Raw genomic sequence first — 18,399 nt, 5'->3', positions numbered from 1 at the left:
TCAGGGGGAGGAGTGTTCCCACACAACGGTGGGCTCTTCGCCGGAGAAATCTACCGCGATGATTCCGACGCCCTGGTATACCCGGCACGTGTCCTCGGCGCCGTCGATCACACAGCCAACCTCACTGATGAGCATCGGAACCGTGCGTCCGGAGAGCAGCATGGGCTCAGCGGGCCGGTAACTCACGCGCTCTGGGTCAACGGCGGGGTCATCGTAGAGCTCGCGGTGCACCGTGCCGTCGATGAACGCGGTCGCGTCGACATCAGCGAGTTCCTCGTCGCCGAGAGAGAAGCACGGTGTGGTCAGCTCGCGTGATGCGATGCATTCGCTGAGTTCCGTCGAGACAGCATCAACGTACGCATCCACGCCATCGGGCGAGGCGCTGAGGTACCGGCCGTACTCGCCTTCGTACGGAAAAGCCGCCATCGTTGCGCCGGCTTCTCGGGGCATCGCGCCGTCGACAAGCGTGACGTGACGCACTCCGTAGTCGATCAGGTAGACCCCGGGGAACAGGACGTATCGCGCGTCGTCGTCCGCAAGCGTGAATGTTTCGAAGACGGTGATATCGAAGTTGTCGTCAGCGCGCAGCATGCTGGCCGAGCTGGTGAGTTGGAGACGCCAGGCCGTTTCTCCTCCTCGCGTTTCCTCGGCGATGGGGAAATGGATGTCTGTCGAGACCTCCCCAAACTGGGCGTGGACGGTGGCAACGCCTACCCGACGTGAATTCTCGCGCAACGCGACCTCCTCGACGCTCCAGCTGCGCAGCGGCGCGAGTTCCTGGGAAGCATCGAGGATCTCCTGGGTGAGGAGGGCGTCTGACTCGAAGATGACATCTGAGTAGTGCGCAAGAACGGCCTCAGCATCGCGCCGCTGCACGTCTTCCAGAAGGCTATCGATGCTCTGCGTGATCTGCGCGGTGTCTCTTTCGCTCAGACCGGGAGAGAACCGTTCGAAGATGGCCCCTACGCCGCTGAAACCTCCGATGGCGACGAAAATAATCACGACAATTCCGATAATGACGACTAAGCCCCCGCACCCCGAGCGGGCCTTTTTTACGGAGGGCGGGATCGCTGCCGCAGTTCCTTGTTCCGGGAGGACATCCGGCTCGGAAGTGGGGGTGTCGGCCGTGATACCCCGCTCGTCGTGTGATTCGGTTTCTTCGTCCGGCATGGGGAGGTTGTCGCTGCTCTCGCGACGACTGACAACGGGATCGACTGGATCACTGACCATGGGACCGTCTGGTTCGCTGACCACGGGGTCACCGGGCGGTGCGACGGGGGATTCTGACTCGAGAGAGCCTCCGTCCTCGTCTCCTTCGCCGAGCACGTCGTCATTCTTCTGCCAGGGGAACCGGCGATCCCATGAATAGGCGTCGCCGTCAGTGGGCTCGTCCCCGTCGTTCTTCCGCCAGGGAAAATCGTTGCTGCTCACGTTCATTCCTCCCGCTCCGGCGGCCTATCGTATCCGCCAGGGCGATAATGGATGGGTGACTTTTCCTCCTGCGCCGCGCATCAACCCGAGTATTTTGTCCGCTGACTTCGTGAACATGGAGCGCGACCTTCAGAGGATCTCCGGCGCTGATCTCGTGCACGTGGACGTGATGGACAACCATTTTGTGCCGAATCTCACGTTCGGAATGCAGATGGTCGAGCGCGTGCAGCAGACGAGCCCGATCCCCTTGGACGTGCATCTGATGATCTCCGACGTGGATCGCTGGGGTCCCGGCTACGCCGAGCTCGGTGCGGCGTCCGTTACTTTTCACGCGGAAGCCTCGCAGAACCCCGTTCTCTTGGCACGTCGTTTGCGTGAAATCGGCGCCCGCGCTGGTGTTGCCGTGAAGCCGGGGACGCCCATTGAGCCCCTGCTGGAGCACCTCGATGAGTTCGATCAGGTGCTCATCATGACGGTTGAGCCGGGCTTCGGTGGCCAGGGTTTCATGGCGAGCATGATGAATAAGCTCCGCACGGTTTCGGAGGAGGCGCATCGCCGCGGTTCCAATGTGTGGTTGCAGGTGGACGGCGGCATCGCCCCCGGCACGATCGAACAGGCCGCTGCCGCCGGGGCGAACACCTTCGTCGCGGGCTCGGCGGTGTTCGGAGCCGACGATATCGACGGCCGCATCGGCGAACTTCGGGAACTTGCCAGAGCGCACAGCCACACGCCGTGACCTGGAGCCCTGCGCGAACCGGTAACCTTGACGAGTGAAAACGTTCGAGGACCTGTTCGCTGAGCTGAGCGAAAAAGCTCAGACGCGACCTGAAGGCTCGGGAACCGTCGAGGAGCTCGACCGCGGTGTGCACTTCATCGGCAAGAAGATCGTTGAAGAGGCCGCAGAAGTGTGGATGGCTGCCGAATACGAGTCTGACGAGGAAGCAGCCGAAGAGATGTCGCAGCTGCTGTATCACCTGCAGGTGATGATGATCGCCAAGGGTCTCACCGTGCAGGACGTATACCGACATCTCTGATCGCGTTCCCGACCCCACCCGCTCGATCAGAAAAGACACCTCCGTGCTCCGCATTGCCATTCCCAACAAGGGTTCGCTGTCCGAGACCGCCGTGCAGATGCTGGCAGAAGCCGGCTACGCCACGCGTCGAGACTCAAAAACCCTCCACCTCCTCGACGAGGCGAACGGCGTTGAGTTCTTCTATCTGCGCCCCCGTGACATCGCGACCTATGTGGCACGCGGTGCCCTCGACGTCGGGCTGACCGGCAGGGATCTCCTGCTCGACGTTCAGATGCCGGAAGCGCGAGAGATCGAGGCACTCGGCTTTGGCGAGTCCACGTTCCGCTTCGCTGCGCCCGATGGTGCCTTTCGTGAGCTGAAGGACCTCGACGGAAAGCGCGTCGCCACCAGCTATGCGGGCCTCGTTGAGTCGTACTTGCGTGAACAGGGCATCTCAGTCGACGTCGTGCCCCTCAACGGCGCGGTGGAATCAGCCGTCGACCTGGGCGTCGCTGACGCCGTTGCTGATGTCGTCTCCACCGGCACGACCTTGCGTCAGGCCGGCCTTGAAATCTTCGGCCCCGTGATGCTGAAGTCCGAGGCGGTTCTCATCCAGGGGCCGAGCACGGCACCGGGAGTGGAAACGCTCCTGCGCCGGCTTCGCGGCGTGCTGGTGGCTCGCCGCTACGTGATGCTCGATTACGACCTTCCGAGTGAGCTTCTTGAGCAAGCGTCCGACGTTGCCAAGGGCATGGAATCACCCACCGTTTCGCCCTTGCAGAACGCGGGCTGGGTGGCGGTCCGGGTCATGGTGAAGCGCCGTGAGGTGAATCGCATCATGGACGACCTTTACGCCCTCGGAGCCCGCGCACTTCTCGTGACGGCGATTCACAATGCTCGGCTCTGAGACAACGACTTCCGCCGACCTCGGCGTCGCAACACGGGTCATCCCATGCCTCGACGTCTCCGAGGGCAAAGTCGTCAAGGGCGTTAACTTCCAGAACCTGCGGGTGATGGGTGACCCCGTCGAGCTGGCGCGGCAGTACTTCGAACAGGGCGCCGACGAGCTGACCTTTCTTGACGTCAGCGCAACGGTGGATGAGCGCGCAACGATGTACGACGTCGTTCAGCGCACGGCTGAACAGGTGTTCATTCCCCTCACGGTAGGCGGGGGAGTGCGCTCGGTTGATGATGTGGCACGCCTGCAGGGCGTCGGAGCCGACAAGGTGGGCGTGAACTCCGCCGCGATTCGCCGACCCGCTCTGCTCGATGAGATCGCTGATCGCTTCGGTGCTCAGGCGCTCGTGCTGTCGCTGGACATCAAGCGCGCAGACCGCACCGAGAGCGGCTTTGTTGTCACAACGCACGGCGGACGCACGGAGACAGACCTCGACGCCCTCGCGTGGGCTCGAGAAGCCGTCGAGCGTGGTGCGGGTGAGTTGCTCGTCAACTCGATTGATGCAGACGGAACGAAGGCGGGGTTTGACCTCGAGCTCACGGCCCTCGTTCGTGAGCTGTCGAGCGTGCCGATCATCGCGTCCGGCGGAGCAGGGGACCCCGCTCACTTTGCCCCGGCTGTCAAAGCCGGGGCCGACGCCGTTCTTGCCGCAACGGTTTTCCACTCGGGCCAGATGACAATCGGAGATGTGAAGGATGCCATGCGCGCCGAGGGGGTGCTCGTTCGATGACTGAAGACATGGATCTCGACGTTGCTCTGCGGATCTCACGGATTCGGTTCAGTGATCGCCTTGTTCCGGCCATTGTGCAGGATCACGAAACGCGCGACGTTTTGATGATGGCGTGGATGGATCAGGAGGCGCTGCGCCGAACGCTGACCTCTGGCCGGGTGACCTACTGGTCGCGGAGCCGCCAGCAGTATTGGCGCAAGGGCGACACGTCTGGTCACATCCAGCTCGTCAAGGGCGCGCGCGTGGACTGCGACGCAGACGTTGTGTTGCTCTTCGTCGAGCAGACGGGAGCGGCCTGCCACACGGGAACGCGCACCTGCTTTGACGGCGACGAGCGCGATCTGCGCCCGGTGGTCGTGTGACGGCCGCGCCGGCGTTCGCGGTGCGCCGCGGCCGCTTGACGAGCGTTCTGTTGATGCTCATCGGCGGCGCACTTGCGGTGATCTCCTCCACCCAAACATGGGCGACGGCGCATGTCGATGACATTGCGATCCCTGCCGCCGGGAGCGAGGCGCTTCCGCTCCTGCAGCCGCTGAGCCTTGCCGCGCTGGCACTCGCGCTGGCACTCACCCTCGTCGGTAAAGTGCTGCGATACGTTCTCGGTGTGCTCGCTGTCATCCTCGGTGGTGGCCTCGGCGCGCTGTCCTTTCAGATGGCACTTGTCACGCCCGTTGCTGCACTTCAGCCGGTCGTCACGGATCATACGGGGATCATGGGCGATGAATCGGTCGCCGCACTCGTTGACGCGGTCAGCGTCACGGCATGGCCGTGGTTCACCGTGCTGTTCTCCGTTCTGATCGCAGCAGGAGGCGTGCTCGCGCTCGTGACCGGTTCCCAGTGGCGACAGGGCGGACGGCGATACGACGCCGCAGCCAGTCGCGAAGGCGCCGAAGACGGCCGTGCGCTAGACGCGGTGAACTCGTGGGACGACCTCTCACGAGGTGACGATCCGACTCGCTCTTCCGATACGCCTCCCGACCCGCCCCGCGGCGCGGCCCCGCAGGCTTGACCTCGCACATCCCCTAGACTCGACATCATCCCCGGCACCTCTCGAGGAGTACCACTATGACCAACAACTCCATCGGCGATCCAGGACACGGCCACTCTCCGGCAGCCTGGACGAACATCATCATCATGCTCGTCGCACTGTCGATCGGCACGGTGGCACTGTTCATCGACCAGATGTGGCTCGTTTGGGCGTCTGCGGCACTGTTCGTCGTCGGACCGATCACCGGCGTCATCCTGTCGAAGGCCGGCTACGGCGTCCGCGGGCCCAAGTACCAGACCAAGGCCCACTGATGTCTCTCCTCGCCGACCTGACTGCGGGGGCGGTGGAGGATGCGGAAATGCGTCGCGCCGAGCGCCCGCTTTCCGTCGTGGAGCGACTCGCTGAGGATGCCCCCACCGCACGCGACGCCGTGGCGTTCCTCTCACGTGGCGACACGATTCGCGTGATCGCCGAGGTCAAACGCGCCAGCCCGTCGCGCGGAGACCTCGCGGCGATTCCCGATCCCGCACATCAGGCAGCTCTCTATGAGCAGGGCGGTGCATCGACAATCAGCGTGCTCACGGAAGGGCGCCGATTCAAGGGATCGCTCGACGACCTTTCGGCGGTGAAAGCGCGCGTTTCCTTGCCGGTTCTCCGTAAGGACTTCATCGCCAACCGCTACCAGGTGACAGAGGCACGTGCGGCGGGTGCCGACCTCGTACTTCTCATCGTTTCGGCTCTGGAACGTCCCGTGCTCGCGGAGCTGTTCGGCGCCATCACCGAGATGGGCATGACGCCGCTTGTCGAGGCGCATTCGGCTGACGAAGTCGCAATTGCCGCCGATCTTGGCGCTCCGATTATCGGTGTGAATGCTCGCGACCTCAGCGATTTCACGCTGGATCGTGATCTCTTCGAACGGCTACGTCCCGGGATTCCCGATGGCACCATCGCTGTGGCCGAATCGGCTGTTTCCACGCCAGAGGACGTTGTTCACTATCGCCGGGCGGGCGCCGATGTGGCGCTGATCGGCGAGGCGCTTGTGACGGGAGACCCCGTTTCCAGCCTCGAGGCCTTTATTTCCGCAACCGAAGGGATCTGAGCCATGTCGCTGCGCGATCAGCCAGGACCATTCTTCGGCGATTTCGGTGGGCGCTATATGCCCGAATCGCTGATCGCCGCAATCGACGAGCTGGACGCTGCGCACGCCGCCGCGATGGCCGACCCGGAATTCCGCCGGGAACTGGCTGAGCTGCTCAGCGAATACGCCGGGCGTCCGTCTCCGCTCACCGAGGTTCCGCGGTTCGCCGCGCACGCGGGTGGGGCGCGCGTTTTTCTGAAGCGCGAGGATCTGAACCACACCGGCAGTCACAAGATCAACAATGTGCTCGGCCAGGCGCTTCTCACCCGGCGCCTGGGGAAGACGCGCGTTATCGCTGAGACCGGGGCCGGACAGCACGGTGTTGCCACGGCAACGGCGGCGGCGCTGTTCGGCCTCACCTGCACGATTTACATGGGCGAGGTCGATACCGAGCGTCAGGCTCTCAACGTTGCCCGTATGCGTCTTCTCGGCGCCGAGGTGATTCCCGTGACAACGGGCTCGCGCACCCTGAAAGACGCGATCAACGAGGCATACCGCGACTGGGTGGCAAGCGTTGAGACCACGAACTACGTTTTCGGAACGGCCGCAGGCCCGCACCCATTCCCGGCGATGGTGCGCGATTTCCAGAAGATCATCTCGGAAGAGGCACGCGAGCAGATCCTGGCGAAAACCGGCGCGTTGCCCGATGCCGTTCTCGCCTGCGTTGGCGGCGGATCGAACGCGATCGGGATGTTCGACGCGTTCATCGATGATGAGTCGGTAAAGCTGTACGGCGTTGAGGCGGCGGGCGACGGAATCGACACCGTGCGTCATGCGGCGTCGATTGAGCGCGGACGTCCGGGCGTTCTGCACGGAGCGAAAACCTACGTTCTGATGGATGACGATGGCCAGACGATCGAGTCTCACTCGATTTCGGCTGGTCTCGATTATCCGGGCGTCGGTCCTGAGCACGCATGGTTGGCCGCCACCGGCCGGGCAACCTACATTCCCGCAACGGACGACGAGGCAATGCATGCGCTGCGCTTGCTGACCGAGTCGGAGGGGATCATTCCCGCGATCGAGTCCGCTCACGCTCTCGCCGGAGCGCTACGCATCGGACAAGAACTCGGCCCCGACGCTGTTTTGGCCGTGTGCCTGTCGGGCCGCGGAGACAAAGACATGGATACGGCTGCGAAGTACTTCGGGCTGTACGACGAAAGGGACGAGCGATGACGTCGGCTGTTGAGAAGGCAATTGACGCCGCACAGGCCGAGGGCCGTGGTGCGTTCGTCGGCTACCTTCCCGCCGGCTACCCCTCGATCGCCGAGTCGATTGAGGCGGCAGTTGCTCTGGCAGAAAACGGCGCCGACGTCATTGAGATTGGCCCGCCGTACAGCGATCCGGTCATGGATGGTCCGGTCATTCAGGTGGCCACGAACGCGGCTCTTGTCGCGGGATTCCGCACCTCCGACCTATTCGATGTCGTTCGAGGGATCACGGCGCGCACCGATGTTCCGGTTCTCGTGATGACGTACTGGAACCTTGTGGTGCAGTACGGCGTTGAGCGCTACGCGGCTGATCTCGCCGCCGCCGGCGGCGCCGGCCTGATCACGCCTGACATCACCCCGGACATGGCAGGGGAGTGGATCACCGCCGCCGATGAGCACGGCCTGGACAAGGTTTTTCTCGCAGCGCCTACATCGAGTGATGAGCGCCTGCGCATGATCGTCGAGGTCTCGAGCGGATTCGTCTACACGGTCTCGACGATGGGCATCACGGGCGAGCGCCAGGATCTCGACCAGGCTGCTCGTACGCTCATCGGACGCCTGCGAGACCATGGCGCCGAGCGTGCCTGCGTTGGCATCGGCGTCTCGACGCCCGAACACGTGAGCGGTGTCGTTTCCTACGCCGACGGCGCGATTGTTGGTACAGCGCTTGTTCGTGCACTTCGTGATGGCGGTGTCGAAGGACTTGCCGCGAAGGCGCGCGAGCTTGCGGCTGGCACCGTCCGCGCATCCTGACTCCTCTTCTTAGAAAGACGTAGACTCACCCCATCATGCTGTCTTCGCCTGCGCTCCCCGCGAGCATTCCGAGCCCATCGACCAGTTACATTGAGCTGGGTCCTCTGACGATCCACTTCTATGCTCTGTGCATCCTTGCGGGGATCATCGCCGCGACGTTGCTCACGCACTATCGCCTGACACGGCGTGGGGCGGAACCGTGGGTCGTGATCGACGTTGGTTTTCCTGCCGTTTTGATGGCCTTCATCGGAGCGCGCGCCTACCACGTTCTGACACACTTCGACTTCTACTTCAGCGCGGGTCGTGAGTGGTGGAACCCGTTCGTCACAGATGCGATCTGGAACATCTGGGATGGCGGAATCGCGATCTTCGGTGCGTTGATCGGCGGTGCAATCGGTGCTTATATCGGGTGCCGTTTCACGGGCATTCGCTTCGCGACGTTTGCCGATGCGTTGGCACCGGGCCTCCTCCTCGCACAGGCGATGGGACGCTTCGGCAACTGGTTCAACCAGGAGCTGTTCGGGCTACCAACCGACCTGCCCTGGGGTCTTGAAATCGATCCGGGAAACCACGCGATTCCGGCCGGGCTGCCGGCAGACACCCTGTTCCACCCCACGTTCCTCTATGAGGTGCTGTGGAACGGACTCGGCGTGATCGTTCTCCTCTGGCTTGGTCGCCGCACGGCGATGCAGTGGGGGCGCCTGTTCGCCGCATACCTCATCTGGTACGGCGCTGGACGTGTTGTGTGGGAGTCGATTCGCATCGATCCCAGCGAAATCATTCTGGGCCTGCGCACCAACGTCTGGGCAGCGATCCTCGCGATCGTGATCGGGCTTTTTGTTCTCTTCCTCCAGCGCCGTCACACCGGTCAGGAGCCCTCGCCGTACCGCCCCGGGCACAATGGGTGGTCCGGGAATGGGATAGCATCGGACGACACCGACGAGTACGTCGACACCAGTGAGCCTGAGTCGTCGGAAGTTAGCCCAACGGCCGCCGCCACAAGCACAGCAGCCGCGAAGTGATAACGAGCGAGACCTGAGAAACCAGGTCACCGCACTTCGTACACCCCCACCCAACCCCTTCACCGGTTGCCGTCGGGCCGACGTCGTCCCCACAGAGCACGAGTAACGAGGACGGATCGCTTATGGCATCTCGCCTGCGTCAGAGCGCGCCCGGCGCGCTTCCCCCCAAGCAGGGCATGTACAACCCCGCGTTCGAGAAGGACGCGTGCGGCCTCGCAATGGTCGCTACCCTTCGTGGCAAGCCCGGTCACGACATTGTTGATCTCGCCCTTGAGGCGCTGACCAACCTGGAGCACCGCGGAGCCATCGGCTCCGATGCGGGCACCGGAGACGGCGCCGGCATTCTCACGCAGATGCCAGATGGCTTCCTGCGTGCGGTCACGTCGTTTGAGCTACCACCCGTTGGGCAGTACGCGGCCGGCATGATGTTCTTGCCGACCGACCCGGCGGAGCGCGACGCGCAGAAGAAGGGCGTCGAGCAGATCGCATCGGCCGAAAACCTTTACGTTCTCGGATGGCGAGAGGTTCCGGTTGTGCCGGACAACCTCGGTCGCCTTGCACGCGACGCGCAGCCCGCGATCGAACAGCTGTTCGTTGCCAGCGCTCAGGCCGGCCACCAGGAGCCCCTGGAAGGCATCGCGCTTGATCGTCGTGCCTACCGCCTGCGTAAGCGCGCCCAGCACGAGCTCGATGCGTACTTCGTATCGCTCTCCAGCCGCACCCTCGGCTACAAGGGCATGGTGACCACGCTGCAGCTCGAGCCGTTCTATCTCGATCTGCAGGACGAGCGTTTCCAGACGGAACTCGCGGTGGTTCACTCGCGCTACTCCACCAACACCTTCCCGTCCTGGCCGCTCGCACAGCCGTTGCGCATGCTCGCCCACAACGGTGAGATCAACACGGTTGGCGGTAACCGCAACTGGATGCGCGCGCGTCAATCGCAGCTGGCATCCGATCTGCTGGGCGACATGAAGCCGCTTCTGCCGATCTGTTCCGACACCGAGTCCGACTCGGCCTCGTTGGACGAGGTTCTCGAGTTGCTGACGCTCGCCGGCCGTTCGCTTCCGCACGCGATGCTGATGACCGTTCCGGAAGCACACGAGAAGAAGACGGATCTTGATCCCGATCTCAAAGCGTTCTACGACTACCACGGTGGTCAGATGGAGCCCTGGGACGGACCGGCCGCGCTCCTGGCGACGGACGGCACACTCGTGTGCGCAACGCTCGACCGCAACGGCCTGCGTCCGGGGCGATGGACTGTCACAACGGACGGTCTTGTCGTCATCGGTTCCGAAACGGGTGTTCTGGACTTCCCGTCTGAGCGCATCGAGAGCCGTGGCCGCCTGCAGCCGGGGACGATGTTCGTCGTAGACACGGCACAGGGCCGCATCATCTCCGATGCGGAGATCAAGCGCGAGCTCGCACAGCAGGAGCCGTGGCAGGAGTGGCTCGACAAGGGCACTGTGCGCCTGTCCGAGCTGCCCGAGCGTGAGCACCTTGTTCACCCGATCGCATCGATTCGTCGCCGCCAGCGCACCTTCGGCTATACAGAAGAAGAACTGAAGATCCTCCTCGGCCCGATGGGCCGCAACGGCGCCGAGCCGATCGGCGCCATGGGGTCCGACACACCGATCGCCGCGTTGAGCGAGCGTCCCCGGTTGCTGTTCGACTACTTCGTGCAGCAGTTCGCGCAGGTCACCAACCCGCCGCTCGACTCCATTCGCGAGGAGGTCGTCACGAGTCTTGCGCTGAACCTCGGCCCCGAGGGAAACCTCCTCACGTGGGGTCCGGACCATGCACGCGGCGTTGGGCTCGACTTCCCGGTGATCGACAACGATGAGCTGGCCAAGATTCAGCACATCGACAGCGCGCTTCCCGGCCGCACGTCGGTCACGGTTCCCGTTCTTTACCGTGTCTCCTCCGGCGCAAAGGGCATGCAGAAGCGCCTCGAGCGCGTCTGCCAGGACGTTGACCGCGCGATCGAGGACGGCGCGGAGTTCATCGTGCTGAGCGACCGCGACTCCAACCAGGACCTTGCTCCTATTCCGTCGTTGCTGGCGGTTTCTGCCGTGCACCACCACCTCATCCGCAAGGAAACGCGGATGAAGGTCGGACTCGTCGTTGAAGCCGGTGACGTGCGCGAAGTGCACCACGTGGCGGTTCTGCTGGGTTACGGCGCAACGGCTGTTAACCCGTATCTGGCGATGGAAACGGTCGAGCACCTCGTTCGTTCCGGATCCGTCACCGGTGTGACGCCCGAAAAGGCCGTCAAGAACCTCATTTACGCCCTGGGCAAGGGTGTTCTGAAGATCATGTCGAAGATCGGCATCTCAAGCGTGTCGTCGTATGCCGGCGCTCAGGTCTTCGAGGCCGTTGGTCTGTCGAGCGAGCTCGTCGAAAGCTACTTCACGGGCACCGAGACGAAGATCGAGGGCGTTGGCCTTGAGGCCATCGCTCGCGATACCGCGGAACGGCACGCCTTCGCCTACCCAGAGGACCGCGCGCCTCGTGCGCACGAGCGCCTGTGGACGGGCGGCGAGTACCAGTGGCGTCGCGACGGTTCGCCTCACCTGTTCAACCCGGAGACGGTGTTCCGGCTGCAGCACTCGACCCGAACACGTCGATACGACATCTTCCGTGAGTACACGAAGATGGTCGACGATCAGGCGGAATCGCTGAAGACGCTCCGTGGCCTGTTCCGCTTCACCGAGGGCGCGCGCACACCGATTCCTCTCGACGAGGTTGAGCCGGTGTCGGAGATCGTTAAGCGTTTCTCCACGGGAGCGATGAGCTACGGCTCCATCTCTCGCGAGGCGCACGAGACGCTTGCTCGCGCGATGAACCAGATCGGCGGAAGGTCGAACACGGGTGAGGGCGGCGAGGACGTTGATCGTCTTCTCGACCCCGAGCGTCGTAGCGCGATCAAGCAGGTCGCTTCTGGTCGCTTCGGCGTGACGAGCATGTACCTCACGCACGCAGACGACATCCAGATCAAGCTCGCGCAGGGTGCCAAGCCCGGTGAGGGCGGTCAGCTGCCCCCCGGCAAGGTGTACCCCTGGGTGGCGCGTACGCGTCACTCGACCCCGGGCGTCGGCCTCATCTCGCCGCCTCCTCACCACGACATCTATTCGATCGAGGACCTCAAACAGCTGATCTTCGATCTGAAGCGAGCGAATCCTTCCGCGCGCATTCACACGAAGCTCGTCAGCCAGTCGGGCATCGGAACGGTCGCAGCGGGTGTCGCGAAGGCACTCAGCGATGTCATTCTCGTGTCCGGCCACGACGGAGGAACGGGCGCGAGCCCCCTCAACTCGCTGAAGCATGCGGGAACGCCGTGGGAACTTGGCCTCGCGGAAACCCAGCAGACGCTGATGCTCAACGGCATGCGCGAGCGCGTTGTTGTGCAGGTTGACGGCCAGATGAAGACGGGACGCGACGTGATGATCGCTGCGCTCCTCGGCGCGGAAGAGTATGGCTTCGCCACGGCTCCTCTTGTCGTTGAGGGCTGCATCATGATGCGCGTGTGCCACCTCGACACCTGCCCCGTTGGCGTTGCCACGCAGAACCCTGTTCTGCGTGAGCGCTATACCGGCAAGGTGGAGCACGTCGTCAACTTCATGGAGTTCATTGCGCAGGAGGTTCGCGAGTACCTCGCCGAGCTGGGCTTCCGCACGCTCGAAGAAGCGATCGGGCATGTTGAAATGCTCGATGTTGACCGCGCGATCCGGCACTGGAAGGCAGACGGTCTCAACCTGTCTCCGATCCTTCGCGGGCCCGTGTTCTCCGCCGACGAGCCGCGGCTTAACCGTCGTAAGCAGGATCATGAGCTGGAGGAACACTTCGACGTTCAGCTCATCGAGAAGGCAGAACACGTTCTCGCATCGGGCGGGGAGATCACGATCGATCTGCCCGTTCGGAACACCGCGCGTGCGGTCGGAACGATGCTCGGTCACCACCTGACGAAGGCTCATGGTGAGCAGGGGCTTCCCGAGGGCGCCATTACGGTGAACCTCACGGGTTCCGCCGGACAGTCTTTCGGTGCGTTCGTGCCGAGCGGCATCACGCTGCGTCTCACGGGAGATTCCAACGACTATGTCGGTAAGGGTCTCTCGGGCGGCAAGATCGTGGTTCGACCGCCGCTCGGCGCCACCTTCGAAGCCTCGAAGAACGTCATCGCCGGTAACGTCATCGGCTACGGTGCGACACGCGGATCGATGTTCTTGCGTGGCAAGGTGGGTGAGCGTTTCCTCGTTCGCAACTCGGGCGCAACGGCCGTTGTCGAAGGCGTCGGAGACCACGCACTGGAGTACATGACCGGTGGCCTTGCCGTGATTCTCGGTGAGACCGGCCGTAACCTGGGCGCCGGTATGTCCGGTGGCACGGCGTATATCTACGGCCTCGATGAGGCACGTGTGAATGCCCAGGCTCTCGCATCGGGCGAGCTGACCCTCGGGGAGCTGGGACCCGCAGATGTCGAGATTCTTCGCGACCTCCTTGAGCAGCACGTCCTCGAGACCGGGTCGCAGCTTGCCCAGCAGATGCTGGACGAGTTCGAGACCGAGGTGACGAAGTTCACGCGGGTGACGCCGCGCGACTTCGCTGCCGTTCAGCAAACACGACAGGCGGCCATCGCCGAGGGGCTTGACCCCGACGGCGACGTTGTCTGGAACCGCATCCTGGAGGTGACCGGTGGCTGACCCCAAAGGCTTCCTGAAGGTAACCGAGCGGGAGACTCCCGCTCGCCGTCCCGTGCCCGTGCGCATCCTTGACTGGAAGGAGGTGTACGAGCCGGGAGACCAGGCAGTGCTGAAGCGGCAGGCTGGCCGCTGCATGGACTGCGGCGTTCCGTTCTGTCATCAGGGTTGCCCACTCGGAAACCTCATTCCCGAGTGGAACGACCTCACCTGGAAGGGTGAAGGACGCGCGGCGATTGATCGTCTGCACGCCACGAACAACTTCCCGGAGTTCACGGGTCGGCTCTGCCCGGCGCCCTGCGAGGCGTCGTGTGTGCTCGGCATCAACCAGCCGGCCGTCACGATCAAGCAGGTTGAGGTCTCGATCATCGATGAGGCCGTTGCCAACGGCTGGGTCGAGCCCAAGCCGCCGTCGCGTCTCACCGGCAAGACCGTTGCCGTTGTCGGATCCGGTCCTGCCGGCCTTGCCGCGGCCCAGCAGCTCACGCGCGCCGGCCACACGGTCGCCGTGTACGAGCGCGATGACCGCATCGGTGGTCTGCTGCGCTACGGCATCCCTGACTTCAAGATGGAGAAGAAGCATCTCGAGATGCGCCTTCGCCAGATGCGCGACGAGGGAACACGTTTCCGCGCCGGCGTTGAGATCGGCGTCGACATCACCTGGGATCAGCTCCGCGCGCGCTATGACGCCATCGTCGTGGCTACCGGTGCGACGGTTCCTCGTCCGCTCGACATCCCTGGCCGCGACCTCGACGGCGTTCACTACGCCATGGAGTACCTTGTCGAGGCGAACAAGGTCGTCGCGGGAGATCAGGTTCCCAACCAGATCACTGCCGAGGGCAAGCACGTCATCGTCATTGGAGGCGGTGACACCGGAGCTGACTGCATCGGAACCGCGAACCGCCAGGGCGCGCTGAGCGTGACGAACCTCGCGATCGGTAAGCGTCCGTCCGACGATCGTCCCGAGCACCAGCCGTGGCCGATGATGCCAACCGTTTTCGAGGTCTCGAGCGCTCACGAAGAGGGCGTCGAACGCGCCTACCTGGCATCGACCGTCGAATTCTTGCGGAACGACGCCGGTGAGGTACGGGCCCTGCGGCTGGCCGAGACGGAGTACCTTCCCGATGGCCGCCGTGTGCCGAAGGAAGGCACCGAACGGGACATCCCCGCCGACCTCGTTCTTATTGCGATGGGCTTCACCGGCCCCGAGCAGGAGTACCTCGAGCAGCAGCTGTCGGCGAAGTTCACTGACCGCGGCAACGTTGCGCGTGACGACAACTCGTACGAGTCGTCCGAGCCCGGCGTATTCGTGGCAGGAGACGCGGGGCGTGGCCAGTCGTTGATCGTCTGGGCTATTGCCGAGGGCCGTGCTGCGGCCGCGAAGGTTGACGAATTCCTGATGGGGGAGACCTTCCTCCCCGCTCCCGTCAAACCGACGGACGTTCCGATTCACGTGTGATCTCCCGGTGGCCGGCCTTTGTGGCTTGCCGTCACATCCGAGACCCCGAATGCGCGTAGGCTGATAAGCGCGTCCGGGGTCTCGGCGATGACAGTGCGTGCGGCGCTGCCGAGACCGGCGCATCCTGATTTTTTACCCACAGGGTCCTTGCGGGCCCCAGCAGTGCGGAAGGCGATTCTGTGAGACGAGCCAAGATCGTCGCGACCCTCGGGCCGGCGACCTCGACCAAAGAAACCGTTAGGGAGCTGATTGACGCGGGCCTCGATGTCGCGCGTTTCAATCTCAGCCACGGTGACTACTCGGTACACGACACCAACTTCGAGAACGTGCGCGGCGCGGCCAAGGACGCAGGTCGTCCCGTGGCGATCCTCGCGGACCTGCAGGGGCCGAAGATCCGCCTTGAGAAGTTCGCCGATGGCCCACACGCCCTGGCTGTCGGTGACATCTTCAAGATCACGATCAAGGATGTTCCTGGCACCAAGGAGCTCGTTGGCACGACCTACAAGGGTCTTGCTGGCGACGTCGCTGCTGGTGACTACCTGCTGATCGACGACGGCAAGGTCCGCGTTCAGGTGATCGAGTCCGACGGCGAGACCGTGACGACGAAGGTCATCGTTGCGGGCACCGTCAGCAACAACAAGGGCATCAACCTTCCGGGCGTCGCCGTGAACACGCCGGCGCTGACGGAAAAGGACGAAGACGACCTGCGTTACGCGCTGGGTCGCGGGGCAGACATCATCGCCCTCTCCTTTGTGCGCAGCGCGAAGGACGTCGAGCGTGCCCACGAGATCATGGCAGAGGAGGGACGGCGCGTCCCGATCATTGCCAAGATCGAGAAGCCCCAGGCGATCGACGTTCTGGAAGAGATCGTCGAGGCCTTCGACGGCATCATGGTTGCCCGTGGTGACCTGGGTGTTGAGCTTCCGCTTGAGGCCGTTCCGATTGTCCAGAAGCGTGCGGTAGAAATCGCCCGCCGCCTGGCCAAGCCGGTGATTGTCGCGACGCAGATGCTTGAGTCGATGATTCAGAGCCCGGTTCCGACACGCGCGGAGACGAGCGACGTGGCTAACGCCGTTCTCGACGGCGCTGACGCGGTGATGCTCTCGGGCGAGACGAGCGTGGGCGCATACCCCACCGTCACGGTTCAGACGATGGCGCGCATTGTTGCGTCGACGGAGGAGCACGGACTCGAGCGCATTGAGCCGCTGAAGAACAAGCCTCGGACGCAGGGCGGCGCAATTACGCTCGCTGCGATCGACGTTGCCGACTTCGTCGACGCAAAGTTGGTCTGCATCTTCACGCAGACGGGAGACTCGGCTCGCCGGATGTCCCGTCTACGCTCGGCGCGGCCCATGGTTGCGTTTACGCCTCTCGAGGAGACACGCCGTCGGATGCAGCTCACATGGGGGATCCACTCGGCTCTTGTCGACCCGGTGACGCACACCGACCAGATGTTCAAACAGGTCGACGACTACCTGCTGACGAACGACCTCGCTCGCAAGGGCGATAAGGTTGTTGTTATCTCCGGGTCCCCTCCCGGAATCGCGGGGTCCACCAACGACCTGCGTGTCCACAGCGTGGGCGACGCGGTCAACGGAGCGGCACCCGCGTACCAGGAGGTTTGATCCTCACGCCGTGAGTCTTCACGGCAACGACAGGCCCCGATCCGGTAGGGTCGGGGCCTGTAACACCGGCCGGTGTGGCGGAATGGCAGACGCGGCGCACTCAAAATGCGCTGTCCGCAAGGGCGTGTGGGTTCGAATCCCACCACCGGCACGCAGGAGAAGTTGGGGACTCGACAGATCACATCATGTGATCACGCTCGATGGCCTCCTCCGCTTGTTCGCGAATGCAGGCCGTTCAGACCGTGTTCGTGGGGAGTGATCAGCACGAGATGTCTAGGATGGTGGACGTGAGCGAACAGCAGAACGACAACGGTGGTCCCGCCCCCCGCCGCGTGGTGGTGGCAGAGGACGAATCGCTGATCCGACTCGACATCGTCGAGATCCTCCGCGACAACGGCTACGACGTCGTCGGCGAGGCTGGCGACGGTGAGACCGCCGTGCAGCTGGCGACCGAACTTCGTCCCGACCTCGTCGTGATGGACGTGAAGATGCCGCAGCTCGATGGCATTTCCGCGGCAGAGCGCCTGACGAAGGACCACATCGCTCCCGTTGTTTTGCTCACGGCCTTCAGTCAGAAGGAACTCGTTGATCGGGCAAGCGAAGCCGGTGCGCTGGCGTATGTTGTGAAGCCGTTCACGCCGAACGACCTGCTTCCCGCGATCGAAATCGCGCTGGCCCGCCACGAGCAGATCATCACGCTTGAGGCCGAGGTAGCCGATATGGTCGAGCGCTTCGAGACGCGCAAGCTCGTCGACCGGGCGAAGGGCCTTCTGAACGAGAAGATGGGCCTGTCGGAGCCCGAGGCGTTCCGCTGGATTCAGAAGGCGTCGATGGACCGTCGCCTGACGATGCAGGACGTTGCCAAGGCGATCATCGAGCAGATCTCGCCCAACAAGCAGGACTAACTGAGACCTCACAGGAGCCCCCGGCGTACATCGCAGGGGGCTCCTGTTCTGTGCAGGCCGTGGGTGGGACCCTACGGGAGCTCCTTGATCATGTTCGTGATCCGTACGGTCGAGCATCGGCGGCCGGACTCGTCGGAGACGACGATCTCGTGCACGGTGATGCTTCGTCCGAGATGGATCGCTGTGCACACGCCTTCGACGAAACCGGTGCGCGCGGAGGCCGTGTGGGTGGCATTGATGTCGACGCCAACGGCGAGGCGTCCGGGCCCTGCGTGAAGATTCGCGGCCATTGACCCGAGCGACTCACCGAGAACCACGTATGCCCCGCCATGGAGCAGGCCGACCGGCTGTGTGTTGCCTTCGACGGGCATCCGGCCGACGGCGCGACGCGCGCTGAACTCGGTGAACTCAATACCCATCCGGTCGGCCAGCGCTCCGAGCCCACGCTCGCGCACCCACGCGAGGCCATCGATTT

At 63.7% G+C, this 18,399-nt stretch carries 17 protein-coding genes and 1 tRNA gene; 16 read left to right on the top strand and 2 right to left on the bottom strand.

The window, feature by feature from the left end:
• A complete protein-coding gene (locus G6N81_RS02295; protein WP_165132529.1) occupies positions 1 to 1,431 on the bottom strand; it encodes a hypothetical protein in 1,431 nt (476 codons plus the stop codon).
• Positions 1,432 to 1,546: 115 nt separating this feature from the next.
• Here G6N81_RS02295 and rpe point away from each other — a divergent pair, with 115 nt between their 5' ends.
• The 16 genes from rpe (at position 1,547) to G6N81_RS02215 (ending at position 17,924) form a co-directional block, all read left to right on the top strand.
• The gene (gene rpe, locus G6N81_RS02290; protein ID WP_241245101.1) at positions 1,547 to 2,167 is read left to right on the top strand and encodes a ribulose-phosphate 3-epimerase; all 621 of its coding nucleotides are present in this window, start codon (positions 1,547 to 1,549) and stop codon (positions 2,165 to 2,167) included.
• Positions 2,168 to 2,201: 34 nt separating this feature from the next.
• Entirely contained in the window at positions 2,202 to 2,465 is a 264-nt protein-coding gene (locus tag G6N81_RS02285) for a phosphoribosyl-ATP diphosphatase (RefSeq protein ID WP_165132523.1), read from the top strand.
• Positions 2,466 to 2,508: 43 nt separating this feature from the next.
• The gene (hisG, locus tag G6N81_RS02280; RefSeq protein ID WP_165132520.1) at positions 2,509 to 3,351 is read left to right on the top strand and encodes an ATP phosphoribosyltransferase; all 843 of its coding nucleotides are present in this window, start codon (positions 2,509 to 2,511) and stop codon (positions 3,349 to 3,351) included.
• On the top strand, positions 3,338 to 4,132 hold the full coding sequence (gene hisF, locus G6N81_RS02275; protein ID WP_165132517.1) for an imidazole glycerol phosphate synthase subunit HisF: 795 nt from the start codon (positions 3,338 to 3,340) through the stop codon (positions 4,130 to 4,132). Before hisG ends, hisF begins: the two co-directional genes overlap by 14 nt.
• The gene (gene hisI / locus G6N81_RS02270) at positions 4,129 to 4,494 is read left to right on the top strand and encodes a phosphoribosyl-AMP cyclohydrolase (RefSeq protein ID WP_206527890.1); all 366 of its coding nucleotides are present in this window, start codon (positions 4,129 to 4,131) and stop codon (positions 4,492 to 4,494) included. The genes hisF and hisI overlap by 4 nt, the downstream gene beginning before the upstream one ends.
• Positions 4,491 to 5,141 (top strand): Trp biosynthesis-associated membrane protein, encoded by a 651-nt coding sequence (locus tag G6N81_RS02265; protein WP_241245028.1) that lies wholly within the window; start codon positions 4,491 to 4,493, stop codon positions 5,139 to 5,141. Before hisI ends, G6N81_RS02265 begins: the two co-directional genes overlap by 4 nt.
• 56 nt (positions 5,142 to 5,197) lie before the next feature.
• The gene (locus G6N81_RS02260) at positions 5,198 to 5,431 is read left to right on the top strand and encodes a DUF6704 family protein (protein ID WP_165132514.1); all 234 of its coding nucleotides are present in this window, start codon (positions 5,198 to 5,200) and stop codon (positions 5,429 to 5,431) included.
• Positions 5,431 to 6,219 carry an indole-3-glycerol phosphate synthase TrpC gene (gene trpC, locus G6N81_RS02255; protein ID WP_165132511.1) on the top strand — a complete coding sequence of 263 codons (789 nt, stop codon included), beginning with the start codon at positions 5,431 to 5,433 and terminating at the stop codon, positions 6,217 to 6,219. The genes G6N81_RS02260 and trpC overlap by 1 nt, the downstream gene beginning before the upstream one ends.
• 3 nt (positions 6,220 to 6,222) lie before the next feature.
• On the top strand, positions 6,223 to 7,431 hold the full coding sequence (trpB, locus tag G6N81_RS02250) for a tryptophan synthase subunit beta (protein ID WP_165132508.1): 1,209 nt from the start codon (positions 6,223 to 6,225) through the stop codon (positions 7,429 to 7,431).
• Positions 7,428 to 8,219, top strand: coding sequence for a tryptophan synthase subunit alpha (gene trpA, locus G6N81_RS02245; RefSeq protein ID WP_165132505.1), 792 nt, complete (start codon positions 7,428 to 7,430; stop codon positions 8,217 to 8,219). The genes trpB and trpA overlap by 4 nt, the downstream gene beginning before the upstream one ends.
• A 35-nt stretch (positions 8,220 to 8,254) precedes the next feature.
• Complete coding sequence (gene lgt / locus G6N81_RS02240) at positions 8,255 to 9,241, top strand: prolipoprotein diacylglyceryl transferase (protein ID WP_165132502.1); 987 nt, start codon at positions 8,255 to 8,257, stop codon at positions 9,239 to 9,241.
• Positions 9,242 to 9,363: 122 nt separating this feature from the next.
• On the top strand, positions 9,364 to 13,938 hold the full coding sequence (gltB, locus tag G6N81_RS02235) for a glutamate synthase large subunit (RefSeq protein WP_165132499.1): 4,575 nt from the start codon (positions 9,364 to 9,366) through the stop codon (positions 13,936 to 13,938).
• Positions 13,931 to 15,394, top strand: coding sequence for a glutamate synthase subunit beta (locus tag G6N81_RS02230; RefSeq protein ID WP_165132496.1), 1,464 nt, complete (start codon positions 13,931 to 13,933; stop codon positions 15,392 to 15,394). The genes gltB and G6N81_RS02230 overlap by 8 nt, the downstream gene beginning before the upstream one ends.
• A 179-nt stretch (positions 15,395 to 15,573) precedes the next feature.
• Positions 15,574 to 17,019, top strand: a complete 1,446-nt coding sequence (gene pyk / locus G6N81_RS02225) for a pyruvate kinase (protein WP_165132493.1) — start codon at positions 15,574 to 15,576, stop codon at positions 17,017 to 17,019.
• Positions 17,020 to 17,087: 68 nt separating this feature from the next.
• Positions 17,088 to 17,170 (top strand) — tRNA-Leu (locus G6N81_RS02220).
• A gap of 136 nt (positions 17,171 to 17,306) precedes the next feature.
• A complete protein-coding gene (locus G6N81_RS02215; RefSeq protein ID WP_378731124.1) occupies positions 17,307 to 17,924 on the top strand; it encodes an ANTAR domain-containing response regulator in 618 nt (205 codons plus the stop codon).
• 71 nt (positions 17,925 to 17,995) lie between these two features.
• On the opposite strand, the gene G6N81_RS02210 is transcribed toward G6N81_RS02215, so the two are convergent.
• Positions 17,996 to 18,343, bottom strand: coding sequence for a hotdog fold thioesterase (locus G6N81_RS02210; protein ID WP_165137597.1), 348 nt, complete (start codon positions 18,341 to 18,343; stop codon positions 17,996 to 17,998).
• Positions 18,344 to 18,399: the final 56 nt, after the last annotated feature.

Origin of the sequence: Microbacterium amylolyticum (assembly GCF_011046975.1) — a bacterium.
Taxonomy (GTDB): Bacteria; Actinomycetota; Actinomycetes; order Actinomycetales; family Microbacteriaceae; genus Microbacterium; species Microbacterium amylolyticum.
Note: the sequence above shows the minus strand (reverse complement) of the source record. Positions and strands in the feature narration are given on the sequence as shown.

Coding starts and splice junctions, on each gene's coding strand:
- rpe (WP_241245101.1), top strand. CDS start 1,547: ATGGAGCGCGACCTTCAGAGGATCTCCGGCGCTGATCTCGTGCACGTG.
- hisF (WP_165132517.1), top strand. CDS start 3,338: ATGCTCGGCTCTGAGACAACGACTTCCGCCGACCTCGGCGTCGCAACA.
- hisI (WP_206527890.1), top strand. CDS start 4,129: ATGACTGAAGACATGGATCTCGACGTTGCTCTGCGGATCTCACGGATT.
- G6N81_RS02260 (WP_165132514.1), top strand. CDS start 5,198: ATGACCAACAACTCCATCGGCGATCCAGGACACGGCCACTCTCCGGCA.
- trpC (WP_165132511.1), top strand. CDS start 5,431: ATGTCTCTCCTCGCCGACCTGACTGCGGGGGCGGTGGAGGATGCGGAA.
- trpB (WP_165132508.1), top strand. CDS start 6,223: ATGTCGCTGCGCGATCAGCCAGGACCATTCTTCGGCGATTTCGGTGGG.
- trpA (WP_165132505.1), top strand. CDS start 7,428: ATGACGTCGGCTGTTGAGAAGGCAATTGACGCCGCACAGGCCGAGGGC.
- lgt (WP_165132502.1), top strand. CDS start 8,255: ATGCTGTCTTCGCCTGCGCTCCCCGCGAGCATTCCGAGCCCATCGACC.
- gltB (WP_165132499.1), top strand. CDS start 9,364: ATGGCATCTCGCCTGCGTCAGAGCGCGCCCGGCGCGCTTCCCCCCAAG.
- G6N81_RS02210 (WP_165137597.1), bottom strand. CDS start 18,343: ATGGGTATTGAGTTCACCGAGTTCAGCGCGCGTCGCGCCGTCGGCCGG.